Raw genomic sequence first — 26105 nt, 5'->3', positions numbered from 1 at the left:
CCGACACCGGTTTCGCCGCAGCCCCTAGCGCACCCCTATGTCAGTACCCCTGGATGACCCCGGGGATACCCGGTTTCACCAGGTAGTCGAGGCTCTCGCGGCGCGAAAAGACTGTGTTGCCAATGGGATTGACGTGACTGGTGTGGTGATCGGTTACCCACCGGTACTGGTACCGTCCGATTCAGCATCGGGGCTACTGGATAACGACGGCACCGGCATCGCTGTAACCCCTTGAGAATGCGAATGCCGCACGCCGCACCAGAATTCGACCGAACATCAATTCTTTCCTGAGAGTAGGGGGCCATGCGTACTCGCTTCGAATCGATCGGTGCGTACACACCCAGCACCGTCCGCTCCACGGAAGACGTGATCAGCAGCTTGTCCGTGCCCAGGGCACTGGATCTCGAGCGCATCACCGGAATCAAGAACCGGCACGTCTACAATTCCGACCCGGACAACTACGAATCCTCGTTCGAACTGGCCCGGCAGGCGATCGACGACTGCCTGAGCCATTCCGGCTACGCCGCCGAGGACCTGGACGTGATCATCTGCGTCTCCATCACCCGCTTCCGCGACGCCGAACACTTCTGCTACGCACCGGCTTTCGCGCTCATGCTGCGCAATGCCATCGGCGCGACCAACGCCCTGCACTTCGACCTGTCCAATGCCTGCGCCGGCATGATCACCGGGGTCAAACTGCTGGACCGCATGATCAAGACCGGTGTGGTGCGGCGCGGGCTGGTGGTCAGTGGTGAGCAGATCACGCCAATCGCCGAGACCGCGACCCGCGAGATCAGCCAGCCCTACGACCCCCAGTTCGCGGCGCTGACCGTGGGCGACGCGGCGGTGGCGGTGATCGTCGACGACAAGGGCGACGATCACGACGAGATCCACTACATCGAGCTGATGACCACCTCCGCCGGCGCGGAGCACTGCATCGGCATGCCGAGCGAGAAGACCACCGGCATCGCCATGTACACCGACAACCGGGCGCTCGCCAGCGAATCGCGGTACCTGCAGGGCATCAGCCGGATGGCGGATTTCCTGAAGGAGACCGGAAGAGCCTGGGAGAGCGAGAAATACGACTACTGGGTGCACCACCAGTTCAGCGGGCCGGCCATCGACTACATCAGCCAGCTCACCGAACGGCATTTCGACACCCCGATGCCGCAGCAGCTCAATGTGTACGAGGAGTACGGCAATACCGCCTCCACCTCGCACTTCCTGGTGCTGCACGAGCATCTGGCGCAGCAGAAGATCCCGAAGGGGTCCAAGGTGCTGCTGATTCCCGAGGCGTCGGGCGTGGTGTCCGGGCATCTCGCCGCGACCATCACCCGGCTGGAGGCGTGAATCGATGACGACGACCATTGTTTCCGCGGCCGTCTGCACCGACGCGGACACCGCCAGCTATTTCGAACTCGCCGCGCGCGCCGGGCGGGCCGCCCTCGAACAGGCCGGGGTGTCGCCCGATCGCATCGGCCTGATCATCAATGCCGGGGTGTTCCGGGACAGCAATATCTCCGAACCCGCCGTGGCCGCCCTGATCCAGAAGCGCCTCGAGGTCGGCCTGGAGTACAGCACCGGCAAGGTGCCCGCCTTCTCCTTCGACCTGCTCAACGGCGGCAACGGCGTGGTGCACAGCCTGATGGCGGCGCAATCCTTCATCGCCGCCGGCGATCTGGAGTACGCGCTGGTCGTCGCCGGGGATACCCATCCGTCGCTGGAACGCGAGGTGGAGGGGTTCCCGTACACCCCGACCGGCGCCGCGCTGCTGCTGCGCGGCTCCGGTGACGCGGGCGGTTTCGGGCGCATCTACACCGCGCAGGACTCCGGCGCGATCGCCCCCACCGGCTGGGCGAACCTGCTCGCGGCGGGCACCGAGGGCCGGGCCGCCATGACCATCGGCGCCGGTGGCAGCGACCCCCTCGAGGCCGCCACCACCGCCGTGCGGGAACTGCTGGTCGGTGAGGGCCTGACCCGCGATGATTTCGCCACCGGCGTGGCTGTATTGCTCACGCCCGCACCGATTCCCGGCTTCCGGGAACGGCTCGCCTACCGTCTCGGCATTCCGTCCGCCGCGGTCGCGGGCGTCGATCCCGCGGTCGGCGATCCGTACTCGGCCGCCCCGGTGCACGCCTATCTGAGCGCCGCCGATTCCGGCCTGCTCGACACCCCGCGCGCGGTGGTGTTCCTGGGCGTGGACGAGAGTTCGGCGGCCGCCCTGGTCTACCGGCCGCACGTGCTGGCGGCCGCTGGGGCCGCATCGGAGGGCTGAACGAAATATACTGTCTGGCAATTCGTTTCAACGGTATCCCGCCGGCGGCTCCGGGCGCGCCGGCCGGCGGGCGCCGGAAACGTCGTGCCCCGGCTGATACCGGTCGCCAGCAGGCGTCCGCCGCTGCAATGATGCCGCTCCAGCACACCCGAGCTCGCCGTGCCATCCCTTCAGTCGGGCGCATCCGATCGATGAAGGGACACCAGATGCGGCGGTCGGTCGCGATGGACCGAGCACAGGCGGCAGGCGGCACCCGTCCGCGCCCGCGCCGGGTGGACGGCGCGGAGCAGGCGGTGCGCAGCGCGCTGCACGAGGCGGATCCCGGTGCGCTGCGGGTCATGCGGGCGCTGGCGGTGCTGGGCGGGGTCGGCACCGCGCGGCTGGCGGCCGCGCTGACCGGCGGCGACATCACCGAAACTCGCGGCGTGGTAGCGGAATTGGCGAACCGCGGGCTGGTGGCGGGGGAGCGGTGGGCCCGTCCCGAGCACGCCGAACGACTATTGGGGCAGCTGCCGGGGGACGAACTGCGGGAGCTGCACGCGCGGACCGCGGAACTGCTGTACGAGAACGGATTTCCCGCCGCCTACGTCGCCCGGCACCTGGTCGCGGCGGGCGACGTGCGCGGCACCTGGGCGGCGCGGGTGCTGGTCGCGGCGGCCGACGAAGCCTTGCGCGAATACGAATTGGACCGGGCCGGACAGTGTCTGGAGCTGGCCTACCGCGCCAGCCGCCGGGCCCGGGAGCGGGCCGCCATCGCCGCCCGGCTGGTCTCGGTCGAATGGTGTACCAACCCCTCCAGCCGGACCCGTAATTTCGGCCGGTTGAAGGCCGCGCTGCGCACCGGCCGGGTCCCGCACCCGGAACTGCCCGCGACCGTGCTGCACATGCTCTGGCACGGGTACGCCCTGCACGCCGACCATGCCCTCACCCGCCTGGAACGCGCCGCCGACGGGGTGCTGCCCGGCGGCCCGCGCTTCGAATTCCTGTGCGCCTGGCTGCGTTACACGCATCCGGTGCAGGTGCAGCGCTATCAGCGGCTGTTCGGCGGGCCGGGACCGGACACCGCATATCCGGCCGATCGCGACGCCCCGCACGGTCCCGCCGCCGAATTGCTGGCGGCGCTGTGGACCCAGCATCCGCCGGCCGAACTGGCCACCGCGGCGCAGCGCATCCTGGCCGGGCACCGGCTCACCCTCACCACCGTGGAAGTGCTGGTCGCGGCCGTCGACTGCCTCATCCACACCGATCGCCTGGACACCGCCGACGCCTGGTGCGTCTCGCTGCTGGCCGAATCGGCGGCCCGCGGCGCGCCCACCTGGCAGTCCGTGTTCGCCGCCGCGCGCGCGGAAACCCTGCTGCGCAAAGGGAATCTGACCGGCGCGGCCGAGCACGCCGTGCTGGCGTTGAACCTGCTGCCCGCCGACCACCTCGGGGTGTGGGTGGGGCGGCCGCTCGCGGTGCTGGTGCGGGCGCTGACCGCGCTCGGCAAACATGCCGAGGCGGCCGCGCAATTGCGCCGCCCGGTGCCACGCGCCATGTTCGATTCCCGTTTCGCCCTGGCGTATCTCAGCGCGCACGGCGATCACTGCCTGGCCACCGGGCGGCCCGAGGAGGCGCTGCGGCACTATCGCCGCTGCGGCAACCTCATGCAGGAATGGCAGATGGACTTCGCCTGGCTCGCGCCCTGGCGCAATGACATGGCCGCCGCCAGCCTGGCCGCCGGACAGCATTGGCAGGCACAGGCTTTCGCCTCGCTGCACCTGGATCTGATCGGCGGCGCCGACGGGCACCGCACCGGCGGCGTCTCGCTGCGCCTGCTGGCCGCCACCAATGACGAGCACCGGCGGGTGCCGCTGCTGCGCCGCTCGGTGGCCATCGCCCGCGCGGGGGCGGACGAGCGCGAACTGGCCACCGCCCTGGTCGATCTGGGGCACGCCTATCGCGCCATGGGCGATGCCGACCGGGCCCGGCCGCTGCTGCGCGAAGCGTCCCGGCTGAACGCGGCGTGCGGGGCGGCCGAACCCGCCGAACGCCTGGGCGGCAATCTGCCCGAACCCGTGATCACGCAGCCGATTCCGCTGGTCAGCGGGGCGCAGGAGGCCTTGAGCCCGGCCGAGCTCCGGGTGGCGGAACTCGCGGCGGCCGGTCAGCGCAATCGCGAGATCGCCGCCGCGCTCGAGATCACCACCAGCACCGTGGAACAGCATCTCACCAAGGTCTACCGCAAGCTGTCGGTCGCGCGGCGCGGTGAACTGCGCTTCGCGCTGGTGGCGGAATCGGCGTCACACACCGCTGTCGGATAGCACTGTTCGGAAGGGGTCAGCCATGCACGCACAACCGATCGGTGAACTGCCGGTCCTCGCGCCCGCCGCGCCGCCGGAACCGCTACTGCCCGAGCAGGATCCGTTCTACCGGCCGCCGCGCGGGCTGGGCAAGCATGCGCCCGGCACGGTATTGCGTTCGCGGCCGGTGGAACTCGGCCTGCTCGGGGTGGTGCCGCAGCGAATCAGCGCCTGGCAGTTGCTGTTCCGCAGTACGAATCTGCGCGGGCGGCCGGAGGCGGCGGTCACCACGGTGCTGCTGCCGTGGGGCGCTGATCCGGCGGCGGTGCGGCCGGTGGTGTCGTTCCAGTGCGCCATCGATGCCGTGGCCTCGAAATGCCTGCCCTCCTACGCTTTCCGGCGCGGTGCGCGAGCCCTGGGCGCGGTTCCGCAGTACGAGCTGCTGATCATCGCGCATGCCCTGACGCGCGGCTGGGCGGTGTCGGTGCCCGATCACGTCGGTATCGCGGGTCATTTCGGCGCGCCCCGCGAGCCCGGGTACCGCACCCTCGACGGCCTGCGCGCCACCCTCGCGTTCCTGGGTCTGCCGCGGGAGACGCCCGTGGGGCTGTGGGGTTACTCCGGCAGCGGGCTGGCGACGGTCTGGGCGGCCGAATCCGCCGCGGCCTACGCACCCGAGCTCGCTATCGTCGGCGCGGCCCTGGGTTCCCCGGTCGGCGATCTGGAATCGACCTTCTACCGCCTCAACGGTTCCTGGTTCGGCGGGCTGGCGACCCTGTGCGTGGCGGGTCTGCGCCGTGCCTATCCCGAGCTGGCCGCCAGCCTGGACGAGCACCTGGACCAGTCGTCGCTGGCCCTGCTCGAGCGCGCGGAGCGCAGCACCACGGTCGCGATCCTGCTGGGCGGCAGGCGATCTCGCATGGTGTCCCGCGCCGGCACCGACCTGTCGGAACTGCGGACGCTGCCCCGGGTGCGGGCCGTACTGGCCGATCTGCCGCCCGGGGATCACCCGCCCGCCTTCCCGGTGCTGGTGGTGCAGGGCGTGCACGATCTCGTCATCGCCGTGGGCAATGTGGACCGCCTGGTCGATCGCTACCGAGCAGTCGGTACACCGGTGCGCTATGTCCGGGACCTGCTCGGCGGCCACATCACCCTGGGTGTGCTGGCAGCGCCGCTGCTGGAGAACTGGCTGGCCGACCGCTTCGCCGCGCGCCCGGTCCCGCCGGGATCCACCGAAACGGTCCTGTCTCTCGCGCTGTCCAAGCCGGCGGCGCGCGGCTACCTCGGCCTGCTCGGAGTCACCTTGGCGGCCCTGACCGGCCGCCCGATCGCCGCGAAACGGGCACCGGCGCGGCCGCCCGCCGCGGCCGCCGTCTCGTCCTGACCAGCGGTCGAGCTGATCCGATCGTCCCGTCCCGGCCCGCCGCCGGAACTCCTCGGATCAGCCGTCGGCGCCGGTCGGCAGGCCCAGGAAGATCTGCACCTGATTCGGATGCGGACCGTAGTTGACCCGGAACAACTGCACCGCCACCGACCGGATCTCCCCGGTGTCGAGATCGCGCAGGCGCATGAGCGAGCGCTCGCGCCCGTACGCCACCGCGCCCTCGTCCCAGAGCTCGCGGAACTGCTCGTACTGTCCCAGTTCCGCGAGCAGGTCGGTGGACCACGCGGTATCGCCGACCGTGGCGATGAGACTGCGCAGCCATTGCACGGTCAGACGCAGTTCCTCGTCCCATTCGACCATGACCTGCCGGGAGCGCTCGTTGGCCAGGAACCAGCGCAGGATATTGACGTCCTCGCGCAGTCCGGGGAAGGCGCGCGCGTAACTTTCGTTGCACGCCAGCACATTCCAGCGGGTATCGAGGTAGGCGGCCAGGTGCGGTTCGTGCAGGGCGAGGGCATCGCGCATATCGGGGGTGATGCCCGCGCGCAGTTCCTCCACCGACGGCACCTCGGGGTTGGCCAGCCCGGCCAGATCGAACAGATGCCGCCGCTCCACCGGGGCGAGGGCGTCCACCCGGTCCAGATAGCGCACCAGCGCGTCCACCACTTCGTGGGTGGGATGCCCGCGGTCGCCCTTCTCCAGGTGCGTCACATAACTCGCGCTGACCCCGGCATTGAAGGCGAGCCGCTCGCGCGACACCCCCCGATCCTCGCGTAGCCGGCGCAGGAGCTTCCCGAACGACGGCGGGCGCAGTTGCCCGGAGTCGCGATTGGAGTCCCCATTCAGGCCCACGCCAACATCCTTCTCCAACGAGGTACCACGAACGCGACGAGGGTTCGCCGGGGATCGCGCTTCCGATAGTTCAGTTCTTGACCTATTTCAATACCGTTTCACCCCGCGAAAGACAAGATCGAAACGCGCTTAGCGAACTACTGGAAAACCTTGTTACGGAAAACATGCTGACATCGGCCACGCTGTTTCCGCTGTACGGGATGAATGTGCTTCGCGGGTAACAATATATCGCCTGGGTCTGGTGAGTCGTGTGTGACTTTCGGGCAAACCGTGCTAACGATGGGGTCCTCCGCTCGGTCCCGCAGCACCGCAATGGAATACGGCAGGGTCGCAATGCGTAAACTGTCGCCACCGGGCCGGGGCGGCCCGTGCTGGACGGGACTGGAGGAGCGGTGACGGCGCGACACGAGCAGATCCTCGACGCGGCACGGGATCTCATCGTCCGCGACGGATATGCCGGCGCCAGCATGCACGCCATCGCGCGCGCCGCCGGGATCACCCGGCCCGCCCTCTACGCCGAGTTCGGTGATCGCGACGAACTGCTCACCGCGCTGCTGGATCGCGAGGAGCAACTGGTCCTGGAGCTGGCGCAGGCCGCCATACCGGAATTGCCGCCGGGCGCCGACCCCGCCGAGTTCGGGGTCCAGCTGGTGGACGTGTTCCTGGACCTGGTGCTGTCCGCGCCCCGGAGCTGGCAGTTCGTGCTCATGCCCGCCGAGGGCGCGCCCCCGGGCGCGTACCAGCGGGTGGAACGCGGCAAGGCGGAACTGCGGGAGCGCGCCCGCCTGCTGATCACCGTCGCCGCGGCGGCGCAGGACCGGGACGTGGACGCCGAGGTGCTCAGCCACGGGGCCCTGGCCGTCTGCGAGACCGCGGCCCGGCTGGTGCTCGCCGGGGATCCGGCGCTGCCCCGGGAGGAAGTGGCGAAGACCCTGCGCTGGCTGTCGCGGCGGCTCACCGGCTCGGCCGCGGCCCGTCCGCTCGCGGTCGAGGCGAGGGGCTGAGGCGATGCCGAACACGAAGGCCGCACCGGCCAAACGCCGCTACGCCAAACGACTTTCGCCCGCCGACCGCCGCGAACAGCTGCTCGATGTGGCGCGCCGGATAGTCGCCGAGAGCGGTTTCACCGAAGTGAGCATCGCCGCGGTCGCCGAGCGCGGCGGCGTGACGCGGCCGGTGGTGTACGACTCCTTCGGCAGCCGTGAGGAATTGCTCGACGAGCTCATCGCCCGCGAGACCGAGCGCATGGGCGCGGCGGTGCGCCGGGCCATGGCCGGGGTGGCGCCGGCGGGCCCCGAGGCCGACCGGCTGGCGGTCCTGCGGGCGGCGCTGGTGCGTTTCCTCGGCGAGGTGCGCGGTATGCCCGACACCTGGCGGCTGGTGTACTTCCCCATCGACGGGGTGCCGCCCGTACTGCGCGAGCGGGTCGGGCGGGCGCGGGACGAATTGCGAATCCCGTTGCGGCAGGCCCTGTCCGACTGGCTCGCCGATGGTCACGCCGCCGGGGCGGTGAATCTCGAGGTGCTGGTGCGGGTGGTGCAGAGCCTCATCCAGACCGGCGCGAAGCTGGTGCTCGACGATCCGGCGCGATTCGACGCCGACCGCATCGTCGGCATGATGGACCTGGTCTTCTACGACACCGTGTGATCCCGCGGCCCGGCCGGTCCGGGATGACCACCGCTCAGCTCCCGCCGCAGTCGCCGGCGCACTCGCATCGCCTCGGCGACGAGCGCGTCATCGGGCGCACCCGCCCGGATGGCCCGCGCCAGCGCGGCGGCTTCCTCCGGATCCTCCGGCGCGCCGGCGATATCGCGTTCGGCGAGCTCGAGCGCGTGCACCACCACGTGCAGCCGTTTGCGCACGCTCCCCTCGGTACGCTCGGCCAGCGCCCGCACCTCGCCGGCGGCCGCGCGCACCAACTCGATGACAGCGTCGTCGCCCATGCCGCGTCCTCCGATCCGTGCGCCGGCGGTCCGCCGGGAGTATCTGTGCGGCAGCCTTTCTCGATACGTTAGGGCGCGGCGCGCGGTCGGCCCATGGCGGCGGACGCCATGAGATTGACCGCCGCGGCCACCACGGTCAGAGCGAATCGGCCTTGCTGATCCAGCCGACGACGAGGCGGTTGAGCCAGGTGGGGGAGAGTTGGGTGGCGGCGGCGAGGAGTTTGGTCTGCGCGCCCACCAGCACGTGCGGGCTGGGGAGCAGTTCGCGGCCGGTCGCGGTGCGCCACACGGCTTCCGCCACATCGGCGGGGGTGAGGTGGACGCCGAGGGTGCCGGAGGATTTCGAGCCGCGCGCGACCTCGTCCATCATGCCGGTGGCGACGAAGAGCGGGAGCAGGTCGTGGACCTTGATGCCGTAGTGCCGCCATTCCAAATCCAGTGCCTCGGTGAGGGATCGGACGGCGGCCTTGGTCGCGCCGTAGACGGCCAGGCCGGGCTGGCCGTAGAGCGCGGAGGCCGAGGCCAGGTTGATCACCTGGCTGTTCCGGGTGGCGCGCAGGTGGGGGAGCGCGGCGTGGCAGCCGTTGAGGACGCCCTTGACGTTCACGTCGACCACACGGTGCAGGCGCTCGAGCGGAGTGTCGCCGAACGGGCCCGAGTACAGGATGCCCGCATTGTTGACCAGCAGGTCGAGTCGTCCGGTGGCGGTGGTGAATTCGGTGAGCGCGCGTTCCCAGCCGGCCGGATCGGTCACGTCGAGCGCCCCGGCGACGGCCGAGCCGCCGAGTTCTTTCGCGGTGCGCGCCACCGCTTCCGCGTCGATGTCGTAGAGGCCGACGGTCCAGCCGGCGGCGGCGAACCGGCTCGCGACGGCGCGCCCGATTCCGGCCGCCGCGCCGGTGACGAAGACGGCGGGACTGGCTGCGTTGACGGACATGCGAGCCTCTCTGCTCGGAACCGGCCGGCCGGGCGGTTCAGGCGACGCTGCGCCCGTCCTGCCCGGCCTCGATCATCGCACGATGGAATTCGGCGGCGTCGCGGGCGGCGTCCCGGCCGTCGGCGAGCACGTCCGCGCCGAGATGGATCAGGGTGTGCGGGGCGCTGGGGCGGATCTGCAGGCGCAGCGGCACCCGGGCTTCCTCACAGCGGTCCGCGATCTCGAAGGCGTCCGCGAGCAGCATTTCCCGCGAGCCGATCTGCAGCAGGATCGGCGGCAGTCCGGTGAAGTCGTGGTTCACCACCGACCACGCCGGATCCAGCACGCCGTCCCGCGCGATACCGCGGCGCACCACCATATCGGGTCCGGATGCCGGGAGCACGGCGTCGGCGTTCGAATTCGGGTGCGCGTCACGGGCGGTCGAGTCGAAGTTCGCCCACGGCGAGGTGACCGAGAGCCCGGCCGGCAGCGGCAGGCCGAGATCGCGCAGTGTGAGGGCCAGCCGCAGCGCCAGCCCGCCGCCCGCCGAATCACCGGCCACGATCAGCTGCTCGGGCGCGAAACCCTCGGCCAGCAGATGCCGGTAGGCGGTGAGCGCGTCGTCGAGGCTCTCGTTCGGGTGGGCGTCGGGCAGCTGACGGTAGTCGACGCTCAGCACCGGCAGTCGGCTCTCCCGGCCCAGCCGCGCGGTGTGGCGGCGGTAGCTGTTCAGCCCGCCCGCGATGAACGCCCCGCCGTGGAAGTACAGGATCGCGGCCTCGCGCCGCACCTGCGGATCGGGAACCGGTGCGGTCCACAGCCATTCGGCGTCGAAATGCTCGAACACCACCGGTTCGCGGCGCAGCTCGCGCGGCGCGCCCAGCACCCGCGCCGGCGCTTCGGACAGGCGGGTCACCCGGAACACCAGGTTCGCGGACCCGTCCCCGCGATCGGCCACCCACGCGCCCGCCCGCAGGAACGATTGCAGGGTGGTGCGCAGTACCGGGTGCGCGATCCGCGTCGCGATGCGGGCGTGGCCGATCTCCTCGACGAACACACAACCGCCGGATTCCGGAAGCGGCGACATTGCCACGGGGCGCTCCTGTCCGCGTCCGGCGGGGCCGGGGCGCTACGGGTCGAAACAACAACGATGTTCGGTCGAGACCGAAGATCATCTTGACCGGCGCGGCGCGGATTGTCATGCCCCAGAGCGAAATTCCCCCCGCGCGGACCATGACCGGGTGCGCCGTCGACAAGGTATCGCCGCCGGGCACGGCCGTGTTTCGGTCAGTGCGGGCGGGTGTGAGCGGGGGCGGCCCAGGCCACCGGATCCACCGCCAGCCAGGGCGCGTGCGCCAGCGCCGCGGGCGTCAATCCCGTGAAGGCCAGGGTTTCGCGATTGAGGTGCGATTGGTCGACGTAACCGCCGTCGGCCCAGACGGTTCCCACGCGATGCCCGGCGGCCAGCCGGTGCACCGCATGATCGAACCGGACCAGCCGCGCCGCCTGTTTGGGCGTCAACCCCACCTGCGCGCGGAACCGCGCCCACAGGCGTTTGCGGCTCCACCCGGTCTCCTCGGCCAGTCGCTCGATGCGAATCCGGCCCCGGCTCCGGGTGATTCGCCGCCACGCGAACCCCACTTCCGGATCGACCGCCCGCCCCGCCGCCGTGGACCGGTTCACCGCATCCGCAGCGATGACGAACCGTTCGTCCCAGGACCGGGCCGCCCGCAATCGCTCCCGCAGCATCGACAGATCGCGTCCCCAGCACTCCTCGAGGGCCAGCACCGGTTCGGCGCCCGCCGCCGCGCCGCCGAGCATCGCGTACGCCGGCACCGGTGACAGCCGCACCTGCAGCAGGTCGATGTTCCGTCCGGACCCGCGCACGCCCGTGGCTCCGAGCCCGACGATGCCCGACCCGTTCACCTGCCGGCCGCTCGCGTCGTCGACGAACAGCCCGTCACCGAAATCCAGGAACAGCGTCACCGCCGGGTACGGCACCACCGGCAGTTCGACGGGATCGGCCGTCCACCCGCGGAATCCGGCCATATCGACCCCCGGCATGTCCGCGGGCCAGGCGGGAACGGCGACCTGCACCACAGCCCCGGCTAGGCGAAACGGCTCGACCGGCATACCGCCATGTTACGAGCCATGCCGCCGGTCCTGAACTACCGTGGCAGCGTGATACCCACCGACTTCGGGCCCGGCGACGTCATCTACTTCCCGGCGGGACCCTTCAGCGGCATCTGCGGTGTCGTGCTCAGTGTCGATACCCGTAATGCCCAGCTGCACATCGACTTCGGTGAGGGCGTCGCGCACCGCGAGGGCAATGTGCTGCGCGAGCGCAGGCATCGCATGACGGTGGAATTCGACGAGGTCGAACTGCTGTAGCGGCGGCTATTTGGCGTCGCCGTAGCACTCCACGACGGCGGTGGTGAACGGGAAGCGGACCGGGGTACGGCCGAAGGCGATATGGCCCGCGGTCTCGGCCGCGCTCGCGATGGCCGCGGCGACGGCCTCGGCTTCCTCGGCGGGGCAGTGCACGATGACCTCGTCGTGCTGGAAGAAGACCAGCTCGGCCCGCAATCCGTCGCGGGCGAGCGCGTGCCGCAGTCCGGCGAGCACCAGCAGCGTCCAATCGGCGGCGCTGCCCTGCACCACGAAATTGCGGGTGAACCGGCCGCGGGCCCGCGCGCGGGGCGAACTGCCGTAGCTCGCGGGCGCATCGTGATCGACCTGGTCGAAGGCCGCGCCCGCGGGTGTGCAGGTGCGGCCGAACCAGGTTCGGACCAGGCGGCCCTCCTCACCCGCGGCCGCCGCGTCGTCCACATAGGCGACGGCGGCGGGGTAGCGGCGGCGGAGTTCGGCCATATGGGTGAGGGCGTCGCCGGAGGTCTGTCCGTAGATCGCGCCCAGCAGCGCGATCTTGGCCTGGGCGCGATCGCCGCCGAAACCGCGCGCGGCCAGATCCGCGTACAGGTCGTCGCCGCGGCCGGCCACCTCCATCAGGCCGGGGTCGCGGGAGATGGCGGCCAGCACCCGGGGTTCCATCTGCCCGGCGTCGGCCACCACCAGCAGCCAGCCCGGATCGGCGCGGATGGCCTTGCGCACGATCTTCGGAATCTGCAGCGCCCCACCGCCATTGGTGGTCCAGCGGCCGGTGACGGTGCCGCCGGGCAGGTATTCGGGACGGAAGCGGCCCTCGTGCACCCACTGCTCGAGCCAGGACCAGCCGTGCGCGGTGTAGAGGCGGTACAGCGATTTGTAGGCCAGCAGCGGCGCGACCGCGGGATGGTCGACTTCCTGGAGTTCCCATTTCCTGGTGGAGGACAGGGTGATTCCGGCGCGCGCGAACGCCTTGATGATGTCCTGGGGCAGATCGGGCCGCACCCGCACGCCGGGACCGAACGCGCGCGAGACCTCCTCGGCCAGTTCCGCCATGCGCCGGGGTTCGGTATCGCCGGAAATGCGTTCGCCCAGCATGTCGTCCAGGAGGTCGCGGTGCACGTCGGCGCGCCAGGGGATACCGGCGCGCGACATCTCGGCCGCGACCAGCATGCCCGCCGATTCCGAGGCCAGCAGCAGCCGCATGCGATCCGGGTGCTCGGTGCGGGCGGTGCGGGCGACCTGTCCGGCGTAAACCTCGAGCAGCGCGGTGAATTCGTCGGTGCCGGGAGGTAGCGGCACCGGGCCGGACTCGAACAGTGACGGCTGGGCGTCGGCGGCGCGCAGCGGGGCGTCGGGCGGGACCGGTAGCTGATGCAGCCGGGCCCAGGCGGCGGCGAGCGAACGCGCCTGTCCCGATTGGCCTTCCGCATGCCCGATCAGCAGCGATTCGGCGGCTTCGACGTCATAGCAGCGCTCGACCCGCACCCCGGCGGACAGGAGCCGGCGATAGATATCGGAGGTGGACCGCCACACCCAGCGCTCCACCTCCGGCCGCGACCGCACCGCCTCGGCGAGCGACGGCTCGTGCAGTATCGGCCCCGCCGCACGGCCGTCGGGGCCGAGCGGGCACAGTCGTGCGCCCCCGTCCTCGGTTTCGGCCACCGCCCATCGCATGCCCAGAGTCTGGCAGTGCGCACAGACAAGTTCGGTGAGGTGCGGCGGCGGCCGGGCCGAAAGGGGCTGTCACCAGTACTGATGCCGTTTGCCGTCGGTGTCGGCGAGGAAGACGACGGCGTCGCAGCCCGACAGTTCCTCCGGCTGGAGGGGGATGTGGCCTTGCAGGAACGGTTTGCTCGTGTCGAGTGAGTGGGGGAGTGCGGCGCGCAGATCCGCGGCGGTGAACAGGGCGCGGCGGTTCGTTGCCGCGGCCAGGTAGCTCTGGAGGGTGTTCGGCTCGGCGACGGGAGCGGCGTCGGTGGCCACGGACAGGTACCGCGCACCCAGCGCGTGGCCGACGAGAGCGCCTGCGCCGCACCAGTTCACGTCCGCCTCGCCCATCGGCATGCGGGAGTTGCCGCGCAGCAGATGCACGTTGTGCGCGAACGCCAGGCTGGGTCCGCGCCGCTGTTCCCGGGTCAGGACGGCGAGGATGTTCTCGGTCATCATCTCGGCGCGCACGCTCAGCAGGTGCGCCATCCGATCGGGGCCGGGGGCGGCCATGGCCGCGTGATAGCGCAGCAGGCCCAGGGCGGTGCGGGCGTGCGCGACCGCCAGGTCGTAACCCTGCGGATCGGCGGCGGACAAGGCCGGGGCGGCGCGACGCAGGGCGCTGGCCAGGTCGTCGGCGATGACGCGCAGGGCGCGGGCGCGCTCGGATCCGCCGATGGAGGCGGTCGCGTCGTACATGGCGTCCGGGTTGGACCAGTCGCCGTCCGCGCCGAGCAGGGCAGCCATATCGCCGATCGATGCGGGCCGGAGGGCGGCGGGCAGCAGGTCGAGGACCGCCGTCAATGCGCGCCGCGGGCTCGGCGCGGCGGCGTACTCGACCGGAGCTTCGAAGCCGTAGAAGCGAATCCGGTCGGCGGGTGCGCGTTCGGCATTGTGGGCGCGCAGCCATTCGACCAGTTCGCGGTTGCCCGGCACGGCCCCGAACCGGTGACTGAATCCGGTCTCCAGGACTTCGTCGATATCGCCCGGAGCGCCGTTCACGTAGTCGTCGACGAGGGCGGCGGCGAAGAAATCGGTCTCCAGCAGGATGGACCGGTAGCCGCGCTCGGCGAGCAGCGCGAGGATCTCGTTGCGCAGCAAGGGAAAAGCCACGATCCCGTGGGTCGGCTCGCCCAGTCCGAGCAGTGCGGGCGGTTCGGTGCGTGCGGTGAGCAGGGCATCGAGGGCCCGGCTCAGGCTCGCCGTGTCGTCCAGTTGTCGTGCGATATCGCGCAGTGCGGTGGTCACAGGCATGAATAACCCCTTCTCGAAGGAACTACCTTCGAGGCTATCGTTGAAGAATCGAGTGAAACTTCGCCGACGATGACCTGATATTTACTGCTTAAACACTCAAACGGAGGCATAACCTGCGCCCCATCGACCTGGCCCGGGAACACGGATTGTCCGCCCAGGCGATCCGCAATTACGACGAGGCCGGAGTGCTACCGCCGACCGCGCGCTCTGGCTCCGGCTACCGGCTCTACACGCCCGTGCACGCGCACGCGCTGCGCGCCTTCCTCGCCTTGCGCGGCGGGCACGGGCATCAGCGTGCCGTCGACATCATGCGGGCGGTCAATCGCGGCGATACCGAATCCGCCTATCGCCTCATCGATTCCACCCATGTGGAACTGCTCGCCGAACGCGGGACCCGTACCGAGGTCGCGGCCGCATTGAGCGCGCTGTCGAGTTCCGCGCCCACGCCCGTGCCGGGCCCGCCGCTGACCGTGGGCGAACTCGCCCGCCGGCTCGGATTGCATCCGGCGACGCTGCGCACCTGGGAAACCGAAGGCATTCTGCACCCGGGCCGCGACCGGGCCACCGGATACCGCCTGTACGGCCCGGACTGTGTGCGCGATGCCGAGATCGCCCGGCAACTCCGGCGCGGCGGCTACCCGCTGTCGCATGTCGCGCAGTTCCTCGATTCGCTGCGCGCCGCGGGCGGGACCGAGGCCCTGAGCGTCTTCCTTGACGCCTGGCAGGACCGGCTGAACGCGCGCGGCCGCAACCTGATCGCCGGTGCCGCCCGGCTCGACGCCTACCTCACCGCCCTCGACGCGGAGCGGTCACCGTGACGGTTCGTCGTCCTCGGGATGCAGCAACCGCTGCGGTCCCGCCCCGCGCGCGGCCAGCGCGTCGGCCGGATTGAGCACATAGCAGCGGCGCAGCGACAGGCATCCGCAGCCGATGCAATCGGTCAATTCCCTTTGCAGCTGCTCGATTTCGCGTCGGCGCGCCTCGAGGTGGTCGCGCCAGCGCCGCGAGATGCGATCCCAGTCGCGTTTGCTCGGCATGTGATCCTCCGGCAGCGTCGCGAACACCTCGGCGACCTCCGCGAGCGGGATGCCGAGCCGCTTGGCGAACAGCACCAGCGACAACCGGCGCAGCACATGCCGTGGATAGCGGCGCTGATTACCCGAGGTGCGCACCGAGGTGATCAGCCCCTGATCTTCGTAGAACCGGACCGCCGACGTGGCCACCCCTGCCCGCTGCGCGAGTTCGCCGATGGTCAGCAGATCGGTGGGTGTCTGTGCCAAAACCGCTCCCTTGACTTCAAGTGAACTTGAAGTTCTAGCGTATCGAAGCGTGACCGAGATCCAGACGGAAAACGCAGCGGCAGCGGACGACGCACCGGCGAGCGCGGGCGCGGGCACCTGGGGTGAATTGTTCTCCGGGCGGTACCTGGCGTCGGTGTCGATCCTGGCGGGCGGGGTGGCGCTGTACGCCATGAACCTCTACTTCACCGCCGCGCTCATGCCCTCGATCGTCGAAGACATCGGCGGCGCACGGTATTACGCGTGGGTGGCGACCGGGTTCCTGATGGCCGCGGTCATCGCCTCCATGCTGGTCAGCCGGATTCTCGGGGCGTCGGGCGCGATGACCGCCTACGTGGTGGGCTACCTGGTGTTCGCGGCGGGCGCGGTGATCAACGCTTCGAGCCCGTCGATGGAGTTGCTGATCGCGGGCCGTATCGTGCAGGGCTTCGGGGGCGGGCTCCTGGCCGGGCTGGGCTACGCGGTCATCAGAACTGCCCTCCCCGAACAGCTTTGGGGCCGGGCGGCGGGCTTGATCTCGGCCATGTGGGGCGTAGGAACCTTGATCGGCCCCGCCCTGGGCGGCCTGTTCGCCGAACTGGGCCTGTGGCGATGGGCTTACGCGCTGCTCGCCGCCGTGGCGGTGATCCTGACCGCGCTCACCCGGAAAGCCCTGCCGCGCAAGACCGATACCACCGCCGACCGCACGCCGATCCCGGTGCTGTCACTCTCCCTGCTCACCCTCGGTGCGGGCGCGTTCAGCCTGAGCTCCGCCGTATCACCGGGTCTGCCGACCGTGATCGCACTGGCGGCAGGCGGACTCCTGGTGGCCGCCTTCCTCCTCGCCGAGGCCAACCGCCCGATCCGGGTACTACCCCGCCTCACCTACACCCGCGGAAACCCGCTCAAATGGGTGTATCTCACCGTCGCCGCCCTGTGCGCCGGCGTCATGGTCGAGAACTTCGTCCCGCTGTTCGGCCAGGAACTGGGCGGCCTCACCCCGCTCATCGCCGGCCTGCTCGGCGCGGCCCTGTCCGTCGGCTGGGTGGTCGCCCAGCTCTTCAGCGTCGGCCTCGGCCCCACGGCGGCACGCCGCGCCATCCGCCTCGCCCCGCTCATGCTCACCGCCGGGCTCCTCACCTACGCCCTGCTCCAAACCGCCCACGCTGGAACGCCGTCGGTAATCGGCTGGGCAGCAGCACTTTTCCTCGCCGGTGTAGGTATCGGCCTGGCCTTCCCGCACCTGAGCATCGCAGCCATGAGCAGCACCACAGATCCCGCCGAAGGCGCGAAAGCAGCAGCCGCCCTCAACACCACCCAGCTCATCGCCTACACGGTCACCTCCGCCCTCGCCGGCACCCTCATCCGCCTCGGTGACAGCTCCCCGGTCCACTCGGTGCGCCTGATGGCCGTGGGAATCGCCGCCCTCACCGCACTCGGCGTCCTCAGCTCCGTCCTCGCCACCCGCGATCACTCACGGAAAACCCTGTGAGCCGCCCGGATCCGGCAAACCCACCGGTCAGGCGCACGCCCAGTCCGGCAGCGGTTCTCGCGCCGCCACCCATTCGGTGGGTATCCCGCGCGTACCGTTTCGGTCGCCGATTCCGGTGCGCGCGGCCGCGATTCCGCCGACGATCGCCGCCGTCGTGTCCGCGTCGCCGCCCGCCTCGACGCAGGCGGTGACGGCGGCCGGATAGTCGTCGAGGAAGGTCGCTGCCGCCCACAGCGTGAAGGGGACCGTGTCCTGGGCGCTGACCTGTGCGCCGTTGCCCAGTTCGTAGGCCGCCTCGGCGACCGAACGGCCGAGCAGTGCGCGGGCTCGGCGGATACCCCGGGCGGTCCTGCCCTCGACCAGGTACGGCTCGACAGCGTCCAGTAATTCGCCAGGTGCGCAAGGGTTTCCGCGACTGGTGGCGGCGTGGCTCGCTGCGACGGCAACTGCCATCGCGCCTACGATTGCCTCTGGATGCCGGTGTGTCACCTCGGCCGAGAGTGCGGCCTGTGCCGCCGCGCGGTTCGGATCGCCGGCGTGGAAGGCTCCCAGTGGGGCGACTCGCATGGCCGCGCCGTTGCCCCAGGAGCCGTGTCCGTCGAAGAGCGCGCCTGCCGCCTCGGACCAGGGCAGGCCGTCGCGGATGCGGTGCAGCACAACGACTGTTCCGCCGCTGTAGCCGCGGTAGGGTTCGCAGCGGTCGGCGAAAGTGGCGGCCAGCGCGGTGCGGTCGATATGGCCGCGGGTGCGGAGTTCGGTGTAGACCGAGCAGGCCATCTCGGTGTCGTCGGTCCACTCCCAGGGCGGGGCGGGTGGGCGGCCGGCGGCCAGATCGGGGAAAGAACGTCCGGGGACGAAGAATTGCGCTCCGAGCGCATCACCTACGGACAGACCTTCGAGACTGTCCCGTGCGAAATCGATTTCCAGGGGCATACGGGTGCCCATGGTGCCAACCGGATTCGCTGCTGGCAAATGCGGTCAGCCCGCGGTGGTGTCGGCTGACCGCAGGAAACGATCGAGTGTTTCGGCGAAACCCGGTGCGGCGGCGACGAAATGGCCCGCGCCCGGCGCGACCACTCGCCGCGCATCCAATGCCGTCGCGAGCCCATCGCAGATGCTCTCCAACGCGGGGGTGTGCCCGCCGGAAGCGACCAGCGCGGGTATTCCGGCCGACCGCAGGGCGGCCAGGTCCGGCCGGGCCTCGCCGGGCAACCGTCCCCCGAGTGCCCGCCGCACCGAGGCGACGGCCTTTACCGGCAGTTCGCCACTGTCGATTCCGGGCGCTCCGGAGAGAACCAGGAACTCCCGCAACACCTCCGGATCGGCGTCCAGACCGTCGGTCAGCACCATGTCACCCACCTGTTGCAGCCGCGCCACCGCCGGATCCGACTCAGCCAGGTAATAGAGCGGCGGTTCGATCAGCGTCAGCGACCGCACGCTGTCCGGCGCGCGCCCGGCTGCCAGGAGCGTGCCGAGTGTTCCGTACGAGTGCGCCACCACGTGCGGCCGCCGCGCCTCGAAGATCGCCGCCAGATCCTCCGCGTCGACCAGGAAATCCTGCCGCCCGTCCACTGCCGCCGGACTCGGTTCGAATCCACGCCGGTAGACCCGCACCAGCTTCCACCGTGCGGTCAGCGATTCCGTTCCGGCCCAAGTGGTTCCGGGTCCCGCCCCGCCGTGCACCAGCACCACGTCCGGCCCCTGCCCGCGCTCGGTCATCGCGAGAGTGTTCATGAATCCCAGTGTCGGCCTGAGGCTCCGGTCCTGGAACACCCCGGGCCGATGAATTTCGCCACGCTATCGATGCCCCCGAATCCGGGGCTTCCCCGGGCAGGTCGGCGGCGCGTACAAGTTCCCCATGAAGGTAAAACGCATTGTTTTCACTACCGTCGCGCTGGGCGCCTGCCTCTGCGCCGGCCTGGCTCCCGCCTCCGCCGCCCCGGCGCAACCGGCCGCCTCGGACGTCGAGTGCTACCCCGCCTCGTTCTTCGCGAGCCTGAGCGGCGGCCCCGCCAAATGCTTCACGCGTGATGAGTACTGGCAGAACACCATTCGCCAGCTAGGCACCTTCTCCGCGGGCGGCGGCTCCTCCTCCGGAAGCTAGCCCGTCCGCGAAACGCGGAACGGCCGGGGACCATCGATCCCCGGCCGTTCCGCGAGCCCGATCTAGCGCGGAGCCATCCGGATCGCGCCGTCGAGACGGATGGTCTCGCCGTTCAGCATCGGGTTCTCCACGATGTGGCGAACCAGGGCGCCGTACTCGGACGGATCGCCGAGACGAGCCGGGTGCGGAACCTGCTTGCCCAGCGCCGCGATGGCCTCGTCCGGCAGGGTCGCGAACAGCGGCGTGTGGAACAGGCCGGGCGCGATGGTGCAGACGCGAATCTTGAACGACGCCAGGTCGCGGGCGACCGGCAGGGTCAGGCCCACGATGCCGCCCTTGGAGGCGGAGTAGGCGGCCTGGCCGATCTGACCGTCGAACGCCGCCACCGAGGCGGTGTTGACGATGACGCCGCGCTCGCCGTCGGCCTCCTCGGTCTGGGCGATGCGCTCGGCCGCCAGCCGGATCACGTTGAAAGTGCCCACCAAGTTAACGTTGATGATCTTGGTGAACGCGTCCAGCGGGAACGCGCCGGTCTTGCCGACGGTCTTGATCGCATTGCCGATGCCCGCGCAGTTCACCGCGATCCGCAGCGTGCCCAGGGCCTGGGCGGCGTCCAGCGCGGCGGTGACGTCCGCTTCGCTGGTCACGTCGCCGGGCGAGAACACCACGCGCTCACCGAGTTCCTCGGCGATGGCCTTGCCGTCGGACGAGGGCAGGTCGATGATGACGACCTTCGCGCCGGCCGAGTGCAGTTCGCGCACCGTGGCCAGGCCGAGTCCCGAGGCGCCGCCGGTAACCACCGCGACGATGTCTGCTGTCTTCACGAAACCTCCAAATGCTTGGTCTTGTTAATGTAGATTCTGCGCAGATCGGACGAAAAGGCACCCCCCGGCGTGGCGTGCACAGGGCGCTGACCGGGCTGCTATCGCGCGCACGCGCGGATTATTAGGAGAGCCTTCCGGCGCGTCGAGTCGTTGGAATCCTGCTTATGCGAGAGAATTTCCGATCGGGACCGTTCTGCCCACGGCGCACCCGGTGACGGTGGCAACGGCTCCCGGCTCGAACCGCAGACGACCTGACCGTCCGACACAACCGACCGCCGAGAGGGTCCGCACCATGCAGCGCGATGTGCCTGGGGACACGGGTTCCGGAGGAATGTTGAAGTCGTACAAAAAAGTCTCGCGCTGGTATCCGGCCCTGGATCCCGCGGCCGAGCCGGCCGCACCCGGTGCGGTCGAGACCGATACCGGTTCCGGCGACGCCGAATTCGGCGCCGACACCGGACCGGCCCGCTATCCGCACTACATCCAGGACGACGAACCCGAGCTCGACATCCCGCCCGTGCCGGAGTCGCTGCTGCGCCGCAATCAGCACTTCAGCGGGGCGTGGTCGGACTGGATGACCGGCCGTGAAACCGACTCGTACGCACCGCGAGTGCGCTACCGCGGCGCCACGGTCGTGGAATTCCCCAGTGACACCGGCGAATCCGCCGAACTCACCGCACCTGCCGAACCCGCCGGGGATCGCGCGTCGGCACTGCTGGACGCCGTCGACGACGACCCGGTCCCGCCGCCCGGGAACGCCCGGGGCAGACGGCTTCTCGTGCTCGCCTTCCTGATCTTCGCTGTGCTGTTGCTAGCCGTCGTCGGGGGAGTTGCTCTATATGTGCTGAACTCCCACGGCGGCACCGCGCAATCCATCGGCACCGTCGCTGGGGATGCGCGTTTCGACTCGAGCCACGCCGGAGCGGCGTACAACGAAATGACGGCCACGATGAAGATCGGCGACCATATTCCTGCCGCGCGCATCCCGGCCGGATAAGAGGAGAGCTGAGACGATGGATCAGGACTGGAGCCGCTGGCTCGACGAAGTGCCCGAATCGGGTGAATCGTCGAGTCCCGCCGCGCGTTCCAAGGCTCCGGTGGTACGGCTGCGCAAACGCCGCGGCGACTCCGGCGACGCCGCGCCGGCGCAACGGCCGATTCTGGTGGTGGGCGGGTGCGGCGGCGCCGGCACCACCACCACCGCGCTGGGTCTGGCGGGCGAGATCGCCGCGGCCGGTATCCAAACGGTTGCCGTGGACGGCACTTTCGCGGGCAGCGACCTCGCGTTGCGCGGCGCGGACGAGCATTTGAGCCCGATCAGCCTGCAATCGTGGCTCTACGGGCGCGGTGACGGCGAACCCGCGCCGCTCAAGGAATGCCTCTCCCGCGCCACCTCAGGCATCGGGCTGTTGTGGCGCGATCCCGCGCCGTTGCGTCGTCGCGCAACGTACCTCACGATCGCGCGCGCCATCGACGAATCGGGATACACGGCCGTATACGACGGCGGCAATCCGATCGCGAGCCGCCATCTGCGCCCGCTGCTCGAGGACTCCGATATCGCACTGGTGCTGTCGATCCCGGCCCGCGCCGACGCCGCCAACCGGCTGCGCGTCACCCTCGAGTGGCTCGACGATCAGTTCGGCGGTCAGGGCGAGGGGCAGGGCGGCGGAATTGTCGGCGACACCACGATCGTCGTCTCACACCAGTTGCCGGGCAATGATTCTCGGGTCGCTGATCATTTGCGGGAGCACCTCGACGGCTGGGTGGCCGACATTCGCGAGATCCCCTACGACCCGCACCTCGCGCGCGGAGAACTGGTGCGGCACAGCAACCTCGCGGCCGAGACACGCCGCGCGTATCGCCGCCTGCTTGCTGGAGTGGCATCATGACCGCAGCCATGAACGACCACCAGACCAGCAAGGCCGCAACCGCCATGGCGGCCGGAGTCGTGCCGCCCCCCGAAACCCGCCGCGCACCCATCTGGGACCGGCCCGTACCCGGCGGTGGCCGCGCACCCCTGGTGTGGCTGCTCGGCGTGCACGGCGGCGCGGGCGCGACCACCCTCGCGCACGTCCTCGCCCCCGCCGCCGACGCCTACCGGCGCTGGCCGGGCGTCTTCGAACGTGAATCACCCTTCGTAGTCCTGGTTGCCCGCGAGACCATCGCCGGACTGACCCGCGCCCACGACCTGCTGCGCCAGCATCACGCCGGCCTCGCGGGACCGTGCGAGGTGCTGGGCCTGGTGACGGTCGCCGCGCGCCCGGGCCGGATTCCCGCCGAGATCCGCCGCTATCGCGATGTGGTCGGGTCATTGGCGGGTCAGGTGTGGCAGGTCGAGTGGCACGAGGAGTGGACGCTGGTCGAAGCCGACCAGTTGCCCGTCTGGTCGCCCGGCGACGCCGTACCGCAGCAGCGCAAGCGGAAAACCGATGCGCTGGCCGAGATCACCCCGGATATGCGCGAACTGGGCGCGGGCATCGTGGCCGCCGTCCAGGACGCGCTCGACGCGCCCCGGCTCGACGAGCCGGGCCGTCAGGAGTGATCATGTATCCAACTGGAATGCTCTGTGCGCGAACAAGTTCCCGGGTTCCGGGACCGGAAGGACCTTTACCTCTAGGAGTTGTCGGAGCCGGTCGGCCGGTGACCGGCGAATTTGTTACTAGCAGTTCGCTTTTGGAGAAGGACAGACAATGAGCATGCTCCTCGCCGCCGCACACGACGTGTACGGCACCATCCTCGCGCAGGGGGTGGGCAATCCGACCCCCGAAGCTCCGCCCGCATCCGAAAAACTCATGAAGCTAGTGCGCTACTTCACCTGGTTCGTATTGCTGTCGGGAATCTTGGGCATCACCTACGCGGGCGGCCGCTTCGCGTGGGAGAAGTGGACAGGAGGCGGTTTGGAATCCCCGAAGATGGTGGCCGGAGCCATGATCGGTGGGATCGTGGCGACCAGTGCGGGAACCATCATGAATGCCGTGATCACCTAATGCCACCCGCCGTGGTGCTACTCGCCTACAAACAGATGCCGGCCGACGTGCTGCGGCCCATCATGCAGCTGATCGACTGGCTGCTGTGGTGCGTACTGCTGCTGTGCATGGCCTGGATGATCGTGTCGGCCGGGCGGATGTGGTACACGTTCCGCAATGCCGAGTGGGCCGAGAACGACGCAACGCACGGGGTGGTGATGAGCCTGCTGGGCGCGATCATGGCGTCGTCGGCCAGCGGCATCGCGCTCGCCCTGCTGCCCACCTGAGGCGCGGTCGCCGCCCTTGACCCCGGAAGCCCCGTTTTCCGATATGCACATCGAATTTCCCACTGACACAACACCCTTGGAGGCGCTGCGATGAGCGAGAAGGAGTCGCCCGAGCGCGACCGCGTCTCGTTCGGCGTCATCGCCTCGGCGGCCGTGGTGGTGCTCATCATCATCGTGGGCGTGGTGATGTACATCGGGCGTGACGACAGTAAACCCAAAGCACAGGGCGAAGGGTCGGTTTCGGTATCCGCGGATCCCGGCGCCACCGGATTCGCCTCGCCCGAGGTGGACCTGTTCGGCCGTCGCGTCGATGTTCCCAACAATACCGCCGGGCAGCCGCTGCCACAGGATCCGTCCAAACAGCGCAAACCGTCCGATGCCGACTGGCTCACCGCCGCCCCCGCCGGGACGACGGACGCGCACGGCTGGCAGCGGGTCTACGGGGCGTCGGTGCCCTTCTCGACCTCCGACGGTCCCACCCGGCTGGAAAACGGTCTGGCCGTGGGCTATTCGCACACCCCGCAGGGGGCGGTGCTGGCCTCGGCGCAGATCACCTACCGGCTCAATGCCAGGCCCGCCGACCGTGAACTGTACGTGCGGCAGGTCCGGGTGTCGGCTCAGCAGGTCACCGCCTACGACCAGGCGCTGGCCGAATCCCGGCTGCCGAAGCAGCAACCCGAGAAGGTGACCCGGTACCTGGTGGCCCCGGATGCCTTCCAGGTCGAGAACTACGCCGACGACATGGCCATCGTGCGGCTCGCCGCGCGCGGGCCGGTGGTGGAGAACCGTCAGCTGTGGGCGGCGGTCCGGCTGATCATGGTGTGGGACGCCGGCGATTGGCGGCTCAAGCCCTCGACCTCCAAGTCCTCCCAGACCGACTACGTGGATTCGCTTGCGGGGTGGACGAAATGGTGACAACCGTGATCCGGCGCAACGCAAACCTGAATAACGTGGCATTGCGACCCATCGAGAGGTGGATTTCATGCTGAGGCGCATACTCACGATCTTCGCGGTCGTGTTCACCGTCATGCTCGCGACTCCGACGGTGGCCTACGCGCAGTACGGCTTCGACTCGGCCTGCAACGAATTACACGACTCGCTCGACGGTCTCGGCATCCCGGGCATCTCGCTCGGCGACGCCGCTTCGGCCGCGTGCAAGGCCGGCAATGTGGCCACCCATCCGGGTGACGCCGCGGCCACCGTGCGCGACAAGGCGTGGGACTCCACCTTCGGCAAGGTGGTGGACTCGCTGATGAGCGGTCTGGGCGAGGCGCTGATCCTCGCGCTGACCTTCTGGATGAAGGTGCCCAACGAGAGAATCAGCGATACCGGGGCGCTATTCACCAAGATCAACGACTACACCTATCAAGCGCAGATATTGCTCTTGATGGTGTCGGTCATCATCTCCGGAGCCCGGCTCGCCGAAGCCAGACGCGGCGCCGCGGTCAGTGAGGCCGCCGAATCCTTCCGCATGTTCGCGCGCGTCATCTTCAGCTCCTGGATGCTGGGCGCGGTGGTGGTGGCGGGCACCCAGGCCTCGGACAAGTTCTCCGAATGGGTGATCAACGACGCCACCGACGGCAATGCCAAGGACCTGGCCGAGCTGATGGTGAAAACCTCCAGCCTGCAAGCGTTCTCGCCGGGTCTGGTGCTGATCATCGCCATCGTCGGCCTGCTCGGGGCGCTGGCGCAGATCGTGCTGGCCATCGTGCGGCAGGGGCTGCTGGTCGTCGCGGCGGGCGTATTGCCCTTGGCGGCGGCGGCTTCGGGCACGGCCACCGGTAAACAGTCCTATCCCAAGCTGATCAGCTGGATCATCGCGTTCATGCTGTGGAAGCCGGTGGCGGCCATCGTGTACATGATCGCCTTCACCACCGCCGGGCACGTGGACGACCTGACCACGGCCGGCACGCTGCCCGACGCGGATCAGGCGCAGCGGATGCTGGTGGCGCTGGTGCTGCTGTGCAGCGTGGCGTTCGTGCTGCCCGCGCTCATGCGACTGGCCACCCCGGCGGTCGCCATCGTGGGTAGCGGTGGTTCCGGTTTGACCGCCACCACCGGCACCTTGGTGGGTATCGCGGCGCTCGGCGCGGTCGGTACGCGTGCGGTCGCGCCGCGCGCCACGGCCGGAAACGCCGGATACGTGGGCGGTCC

The 26105-nt window shown here is 69.9% G+C and carries 28 protein-coding genes; 17 read left to right on the top strand and 11 right to left on the bottom strand.

Features of this window, described 5'->3' with window-relative positions; all coding sequences use genetic code 11:
* The first annotated feature begins 303 nt into the window (after positions 1–303).
* The 4 genes from NY1_RS39090 to NY1_RS39075 all read left to right on the top strand — a co-directional run bounded on the left by NY1_RS39090 (position 304) and on the right by NY1_RS39075 (position 5941).
* Positions 304–1350 carry a 3-oxoacyl-ACP synthase III family protein gene (locus tag NY1_RS39090; RefSeq protein ID WP_067722660.1) on the top strand — a complete coding sequence of 349 codons (1047 nt, stop codon included), beginning with the start codon at positions 304–306 and terminating at the stop codon, positions 1348–1350.
* Between the two features lie 4 nt (positions 1351–1354).
* Positions 1355–2275: a beta-ketoacyl-[acyl-carrier-protein] synthase family protein gene (locus NY1_RS39085; protein ID WP_067722658.1), complete on the top strand. Its 921-nt coding sequence runs from the start codon at positions 1355–1357 to the stop codon at positions 2273–2275.
* A 206-nt stretch (positions 2276–2481) separates the two neighbouring features.
* Positions 2482–4578 carry a helix-turn-helix transcriptional regulator gene (locus tag NY1_RS39080; protein ID WP_067722656.1) on the top strand — a complete coding sequence of 699 codons (2097 nt, stop codon included), beginning with the start codon at positions 2482–2484 and terminating at the stop codon, positions 4576–4578.
* Between the two features lie 22 nt (positions 4579–4600).
* Entirely contained in the window at positions 4601–5941 is a 1341-nt protein-coding gene (locus NY1_RS39075; protein ID WP_067722654.1) for a lipase family protein, read from the top strand.
* A gap of 57 nt (positions 5942–5998) precedes the next feature.
* On the opposite strand, the gene NY1_RS39070 is transcribed toward NY1_RS39075, so the two are convergent.
* Positions 5999–6793, bottom strand: coding sequence for a helix-turn-helix transcriptional regulator (locus NY1_RS39070; protein ID WP_157762771.1), 795 nt, complete (start codon positions 6791–6793; stop codon positions 5999–6001).
* 392 nt (positions 6794–7185) lie between these two features.
* Here NY1_RS39070 and NY1_RS39065 point away from each other — a divergent pair, with 392 nt between their 5' ends.
* Complete coding sequence (locus NY1_RS39065) at positions 7186–7797, top strand: TetR/AcrR family transcriptional regulator (RefSeq protein ID WP_067722652.1); 612 nt, start codon at positions 7186–7188, stop codon at positions 7795–7797.
* Between the two features lie 4 nt (positions 7798–7801).
* Positions 7802–8440, top strand: coding sequence for a TetR/AcrR family transcriptional regulator (locus NY1_RS39060; RefSeq protein WP_067722650.1), 639 nt, complete (start codon positions 7802–7804; stop codon positions 8438–8440).
* Here the strand turns inward: NY1_RS39060 and NY1_RS39055 are convergent.
* The 4 genes from NY1_RS39055 to NY1_RS39040 form a co-directional block, all read right to left on the bottom strand.
* The gene (locus NY1_RS39055; RefSeq protein WP_067722648.1) at positions 8425–8736 is read right to left on the bottom strand and encodes a hypothetical protein; all 312 of its coding nucleotides are present in this window, start codon (positions 8734–8736) and stop codon (positions 8425–8427) included. The two genes, NY1_RS39060 and NY1_RS39055, sit on opposite strands and share 16 nt — an antisense overlap.
* 136 nt (positions 8737–8872) lie before the next feature.
* The gene (locus NY1_RS39050; RefSeq protein ID WP_067722646.1) at positions 8873–9673 is read right to left on the bottom strand and encodes an SDR family oxidoreductase; all 801 of its coding nucleotides are present in this window, start codon (positions 9671–9673) and stop codon (positions 8873–8875) included.
* Positions 9674–9710: 37 nt separating this feature from the next.
* Complete coding sequence (locus NY1_RS39045) at positions 9711–10739, bottom strand: alpha/beta hydrolase (protein ID WP_233434683.1); 1029 nt, start codon at positions 10737–10739, stop codon at positions 9711–9713.
* A gap of 200 nt (positions 10740–10939) precedes the next feature.
* Positions 10940–11785, bottom strand: coding sequence for an AraC family transcriptional regulator (locus tag NY1_RS39040; RefSeq protein WP_067722644.1), 846 nt, complete (start codon positions 11783–11785; stop codon positions 10940–10942).
* Between the two features lie 48 nt (positions 11786–11833).
* Between NY1_RS39040 and NY1_RS39035 the strand changes: the two genes are divergently transcribed.
* Positions 11834–12043, top strand: coding sequence for a hypothetical protein (locus NY1_RS39035; RefSeq protein ID WP_157762769.1), 210 nt, complete (start codon positions 11834–11836; stop codon positions 12041–12043).
* A gap of 6 nt (positions 12044–12049) precedes the next feature.
* Here NY1_RS39035 and NY1_RS39030 read toward each other — a convergent pair whose 3' ends face one another.
* Together NY1_RS39030 and NY1_RS39025 are read right to left on the bottom strand one after the other, a co-directional pair.
* A complete protein-coding gene (locus tag NY1_RS39030; RefSeq protein ID WP_067722640.1) occupies positions 12050–13714 on the bottom strand; it encodes a bifunctional 3'-5' exonuclease/DNA polymerase in 1665 nt (554 codons plus the stop codon).
* A gap of 69 nt (positions 13715–13783) precedes the next feature.
* Positions 13784–15001 (bottom strand): erythromycin esterase family protein, encoded by a 1218-nt coding sequence (locus NY1_RS39025; protein ID WP_067722638.1) that lies wholly within the window; start codon positions 14999–15001, stop codon positions 13784–13786.
* Between the two features lie 113 nt (positions 15002–15114).
* Between NY1_RS39025 and NY1_RS39020 the strand changes: the two genes are divergently transcribed.
* On the top strand, positions 15115–15819 hold the full coding sequence (locus NY1_RS39020; RefSeq protein WP_067722636.1) for a TioE family transcriptional regulator: 705 nt from the start codon (positions 15115–15117) through the stop codon (positions 15817–15819).
* On the opposite strand, the gene soxR is transcribed toward NY1_RS39020, so the two are convergent.
* On the bottom strand, positions 15811–16281 hold the full coding sequence (soxR, locus tag NY1_RS39015) for a redox-sensitive transcriptional activator SoxR (RefSeq protein WP_067722634.1): 471 nt from the start codon (positions 16279–16281) through the stop codon (positions 15811–15813). The genes NY1_RS39020 and soxR overlap by 9 nt on opposite strands.
* Before the next feature lie 49 nt (positions 16282–16330).
* On the opposite strand from soxR, the gene NY1_RS39010 reads away from it, so the two are divergent.
* Positions 16331–17770: an MFS transporter gene (locus tag NY1_RS39010; protein ID WP_369690472.1), complete on the top strand. Its 1440-nt coding sequence runs from the start codon at positions 16331–16333 to the stop codon at positions 17768–17770.
* A 27-nt stretch (positions 17771–17797) separates the two neighbouring features.
* Here NY1_RS39010 and NY1_RS39005 read toward each other — a convergent pair whose 3' ends face one another.
* Together NY1_RS39005 and NY1_RS39000 are read right to left on the bottom strand one after the other, a co-directional pair.
* Entirely contained in the window at positions 17798–18715 is a 918-nt protein-coding gene (locus NY1_RS39005; protein WP_067722632.1) for an ADP-ribosylglycohydrolase family protein, read from the bottom strand.
* A gap of 33 nt (positions 18716–18748) precedes the next feature.
* Positions 18749–19504, bottom strand: a complete 756-nt coding sequence (locus NY1_RS39000) for an alpha/beta fold hydrolase (protein WP_067722700.1) — start codon at positions 19502–19504, stop codon at positions 18749–18751.
* 124 nt (positions 19505–19628) lie between these two features.
* Between NY1_RS39000 and NY1_RS38995 the strand changes: the two genes are divergently transcribed.
* On the top strand, positions 19629–19874 hold the full coding sequence (locus tag NY1_RS38995; RefSeq protein WP_067722630.1) for a hypothetical protein: 246 nt from the start codon (positions 19629–19631) through the stop codon (positions 19872–19874).
* A 62-nt stretch (positions 19875–19936) separates the two neighbouring features.
* Here the strand turns inward: NY1_RS38995 and NY1_RS38990 are convergent, their stop codons facing one another.
* Positions 19937–20698 carry a 3-hydroxyacyl-CoA dehydrogenase gene (locus NY1_RS38990; protein ID WP_067722628.1) on the bottom strand — a complete coding sequence of 254 codons (762 nt, stop codon included), beginning with the start codon at positions 20696–20698 and terminating at the stop codon, positions 19937–19939.
* A 334-nt stretch (positions 20699–21032) separates the two neighbouring features.
* On the opposite strand from NY1_RS38990, the gene NY1_RS38985 reads away from it, so the two are divergent.
* From NY1_RS38985 to NY1_RS38955, 7 genes are all read left to right on the top strand, one after another.
* A complete protein-coding gene (locus tag NY1_RS38985) occupies positions 21033–21695 on the top strand; it encodes a hypothetical protein (protein ID WP_169815474.1) in 663 nt (220 codons plus the stop codon).
* A 16-nt stretch (positions 21696–21711) separates the two neighbouring features.
* Positions 21712–22587 carry a MinD/ParA family ATP-binding protein gene (locus tag NY1_RS38980; RefSeq protein ID WP_067722624.1) on the top strand — a complete coding sequence of 292 codons (876 nt, stop codon included), beginning with the start codon at positions 21712–21714 and terminating at the stop codon, positions 22585–22587.
* Positions 22584–23240, top strand: coding sequence for a hypothetical protein (locus tag NY1_RS38975; protein WP_067722622.1), 657 nt, complete (start codon positions 22584–22586; stop codon positions 23238–23240). Before NY1_RS38980 ends, NY1_RS38975 begins: the two co-directional genes overlap by 4 nt.
* A 148-nt stretch (positions 23241–23388) precedes the next feature.
* Entirely contained in the window at positions 23389–23685 is a 297-nt protein-coding gene (locus NY1_RS38970) for a hypothetical protein (protein WP_067722620.1), read from the top strand.
* A complete protein-coding gene (locus NY1_RS38965) occupies positions 23685–23951 on the top strand; it encodes a hypothetical protein (RefSeq protein ID WP_067722618.1) in 267 nt (88 codons plus the stop codon). The genes NY1_RS38970 and NY1_RS38965 overlap by 1 nt, the downstream gene beginning before the upstream one ends.
* Before the next feature lie 90 nt (positions 23952–24041).
* A complete protein-coding gene (locus NY1_RS38960; protein WP_067722616.1) occupies positions 24042–24866 on the top strand; it encodes a DUF8175 domain-containg protein in 825 nt (274 codons plus the stop codon).
* Between the two features lie 67 nt (positions 24867–24933).
* The coding region (locus NY1_RS38955; RefSeq protein WP_067722698.1) for a hypothetical protein at positions 24934–26105 on the top strand (1172 nt) is incomplete at its 3' end.

This window comes from Nocardia yamanashiensis NBRC 100130 (assembly GCF_001613325.1).
In the GTDB taxonomy this organism is placed as follows: domain Bacteria; phylum Actinomycetota; class Actinomycetes; order Mycobacteriales; family Mycobacteriaceae; genus Nocardia; species Nocardia yamanashiensis.
This window is presented reverse-complemented; position numbering and strand designations above follow the sequence as displayed.

Excerpts from the sequence above, each read along its gene's own strand:
- NY1_RS38965 (WP_067722618.1), top strand. The coding sequence starts at position 23,685 with ATGCCACCCGCCGTGGTGCTACTCGCCTACAAACAGATGCCGGCCGAC.
- NY1_RS38975 (WP_067722622.1), top strand. The coding sequence starts at position 22,584 with ATGACCGCAGCCATGAACGACCACCAGACCAGCAAGGCCGCAACCGCC.
- NY1_RS39090 (WP_067722660.1), top strand. The coding sequence starts at position 304 with ATGCGTACTCGCTTCGAATCGATCGGTGCGTACACACCCAGCACCGTC.
- NY1_RS39000 (WP_067722700.1), bottom strand. The coding sequence starts at position 19,504 with ATGAACACTCTCGCGATGACCGAGCGCGGGCAGGGGCCGGACGTGGTG.
- NY1_RS39045 (WP_233434683.1), bottom strand. The coding sequence starts at position 10,739 with ATGTCGCCGCTTCCGGAATCCGGCGGTTGTGTGTTCGTCGAGGAGATC.
- NY1_RS39060 (WP_067722650.1), top strand. The coding sequence starts at position 7,802 with ATGCCGAACACGAAGGCCGCACCGGCCAAACGCCGCTACGCCAAACGA.
- NY1_RS38960 (WP_067722616.1), top strand. The coding sequence starts at position 24,042 with ATGAGCGAGAAGGAGTCGCCCGAGCGCGACCGCGTCTCGTTCGGCGTC.
- NY1_RS38980 (WP_067722624.1), top strand. The coding sequence starts at position 21,712 with ATGGATCAGGACTGGAGCCGCTGGCTCGACGAAGTGCCCGAATCGGGT.
- NY1_RS39005 (WP_067722632.1), bottom strand. The coding sequence starts at position 18,715 with ATGGGCACCCGTATGCCCCTGGAAATCGATTTCGCACGGGACAGTCTC.
- NY1_RS39025 (WP_067722638.1), bottom strand. The coding sequence starts at position 15,001 with ATGCCTGTGACCACCGCACTGCGCGATATCGCACGACAACTGGACGAC.
- NY1_RS39080 (WP_067722656.1), top strand. The coding sequence starts at position 2,482 with ATGCGGCGGTCGGTCGCGATGGACCGAGCACAGGCGGCAGGCGGCACC.
- NY1_RS39030 (WP_067722640.1), bottom strand. The coding sequence starts at position 13,714 with ATGCGATGGGCGGTGGCCGAAACCGAGGACGGGGGCGCACGACTGTGC.
- NY1_RS39055 (WP_067722648.1), bottom strand. The coding sequence starts at position 8,736 with ATGGGCGACGACGCTGTCATCGAGTTGGTGCGCGCGGCCGCCGGCGAG.
- NY1_RS39085 (WP_067722658.1), top strand. The coding sequence starts at position 1,355 with ATGACGACGACCATTGTTTCCGCGGCCGTCTGCACCGACGCGGACACC.
- NY1_RS38995 (WP_067722630.1), top strand. The coding sequence starts at position 19,629 with ATGAAGGTAAAACGCATTGTTTTCACTACCGTCGCGCTGGGCGCCTGC.
- NY1_RS39040 (WP_067722644.1), bottom strand. The coding sequence starts at position 11,785 with ATGCCGGTCGAGCCGTTTCGCCTAGCCGGGGCTGTGGTGCAGGTCGCC.
- NY1_RS38970 (WP_067722620.1), top strand. The coding sequence starts at position 23,389 with ATGAGCATGCTCCTCGCCGCCGCACACGACGTGTACGGCACCATCCTC.
- NY1_RS39075 (WP_067722654.1), top strand. The coding sequence starts at position 4,601 with ATGCACGCACAACCGATCGGTGAACTGCCGGTCCTCGCGCCCGCCGCG.
- NY1_RS39050 (WP_067722646.1), bottom strand. The coding sequence starts at position 9,673 with ATGTCCGTCAACGCAGCCAGTCCCGCCGTCTTCGTCACCGGCGCGGCG.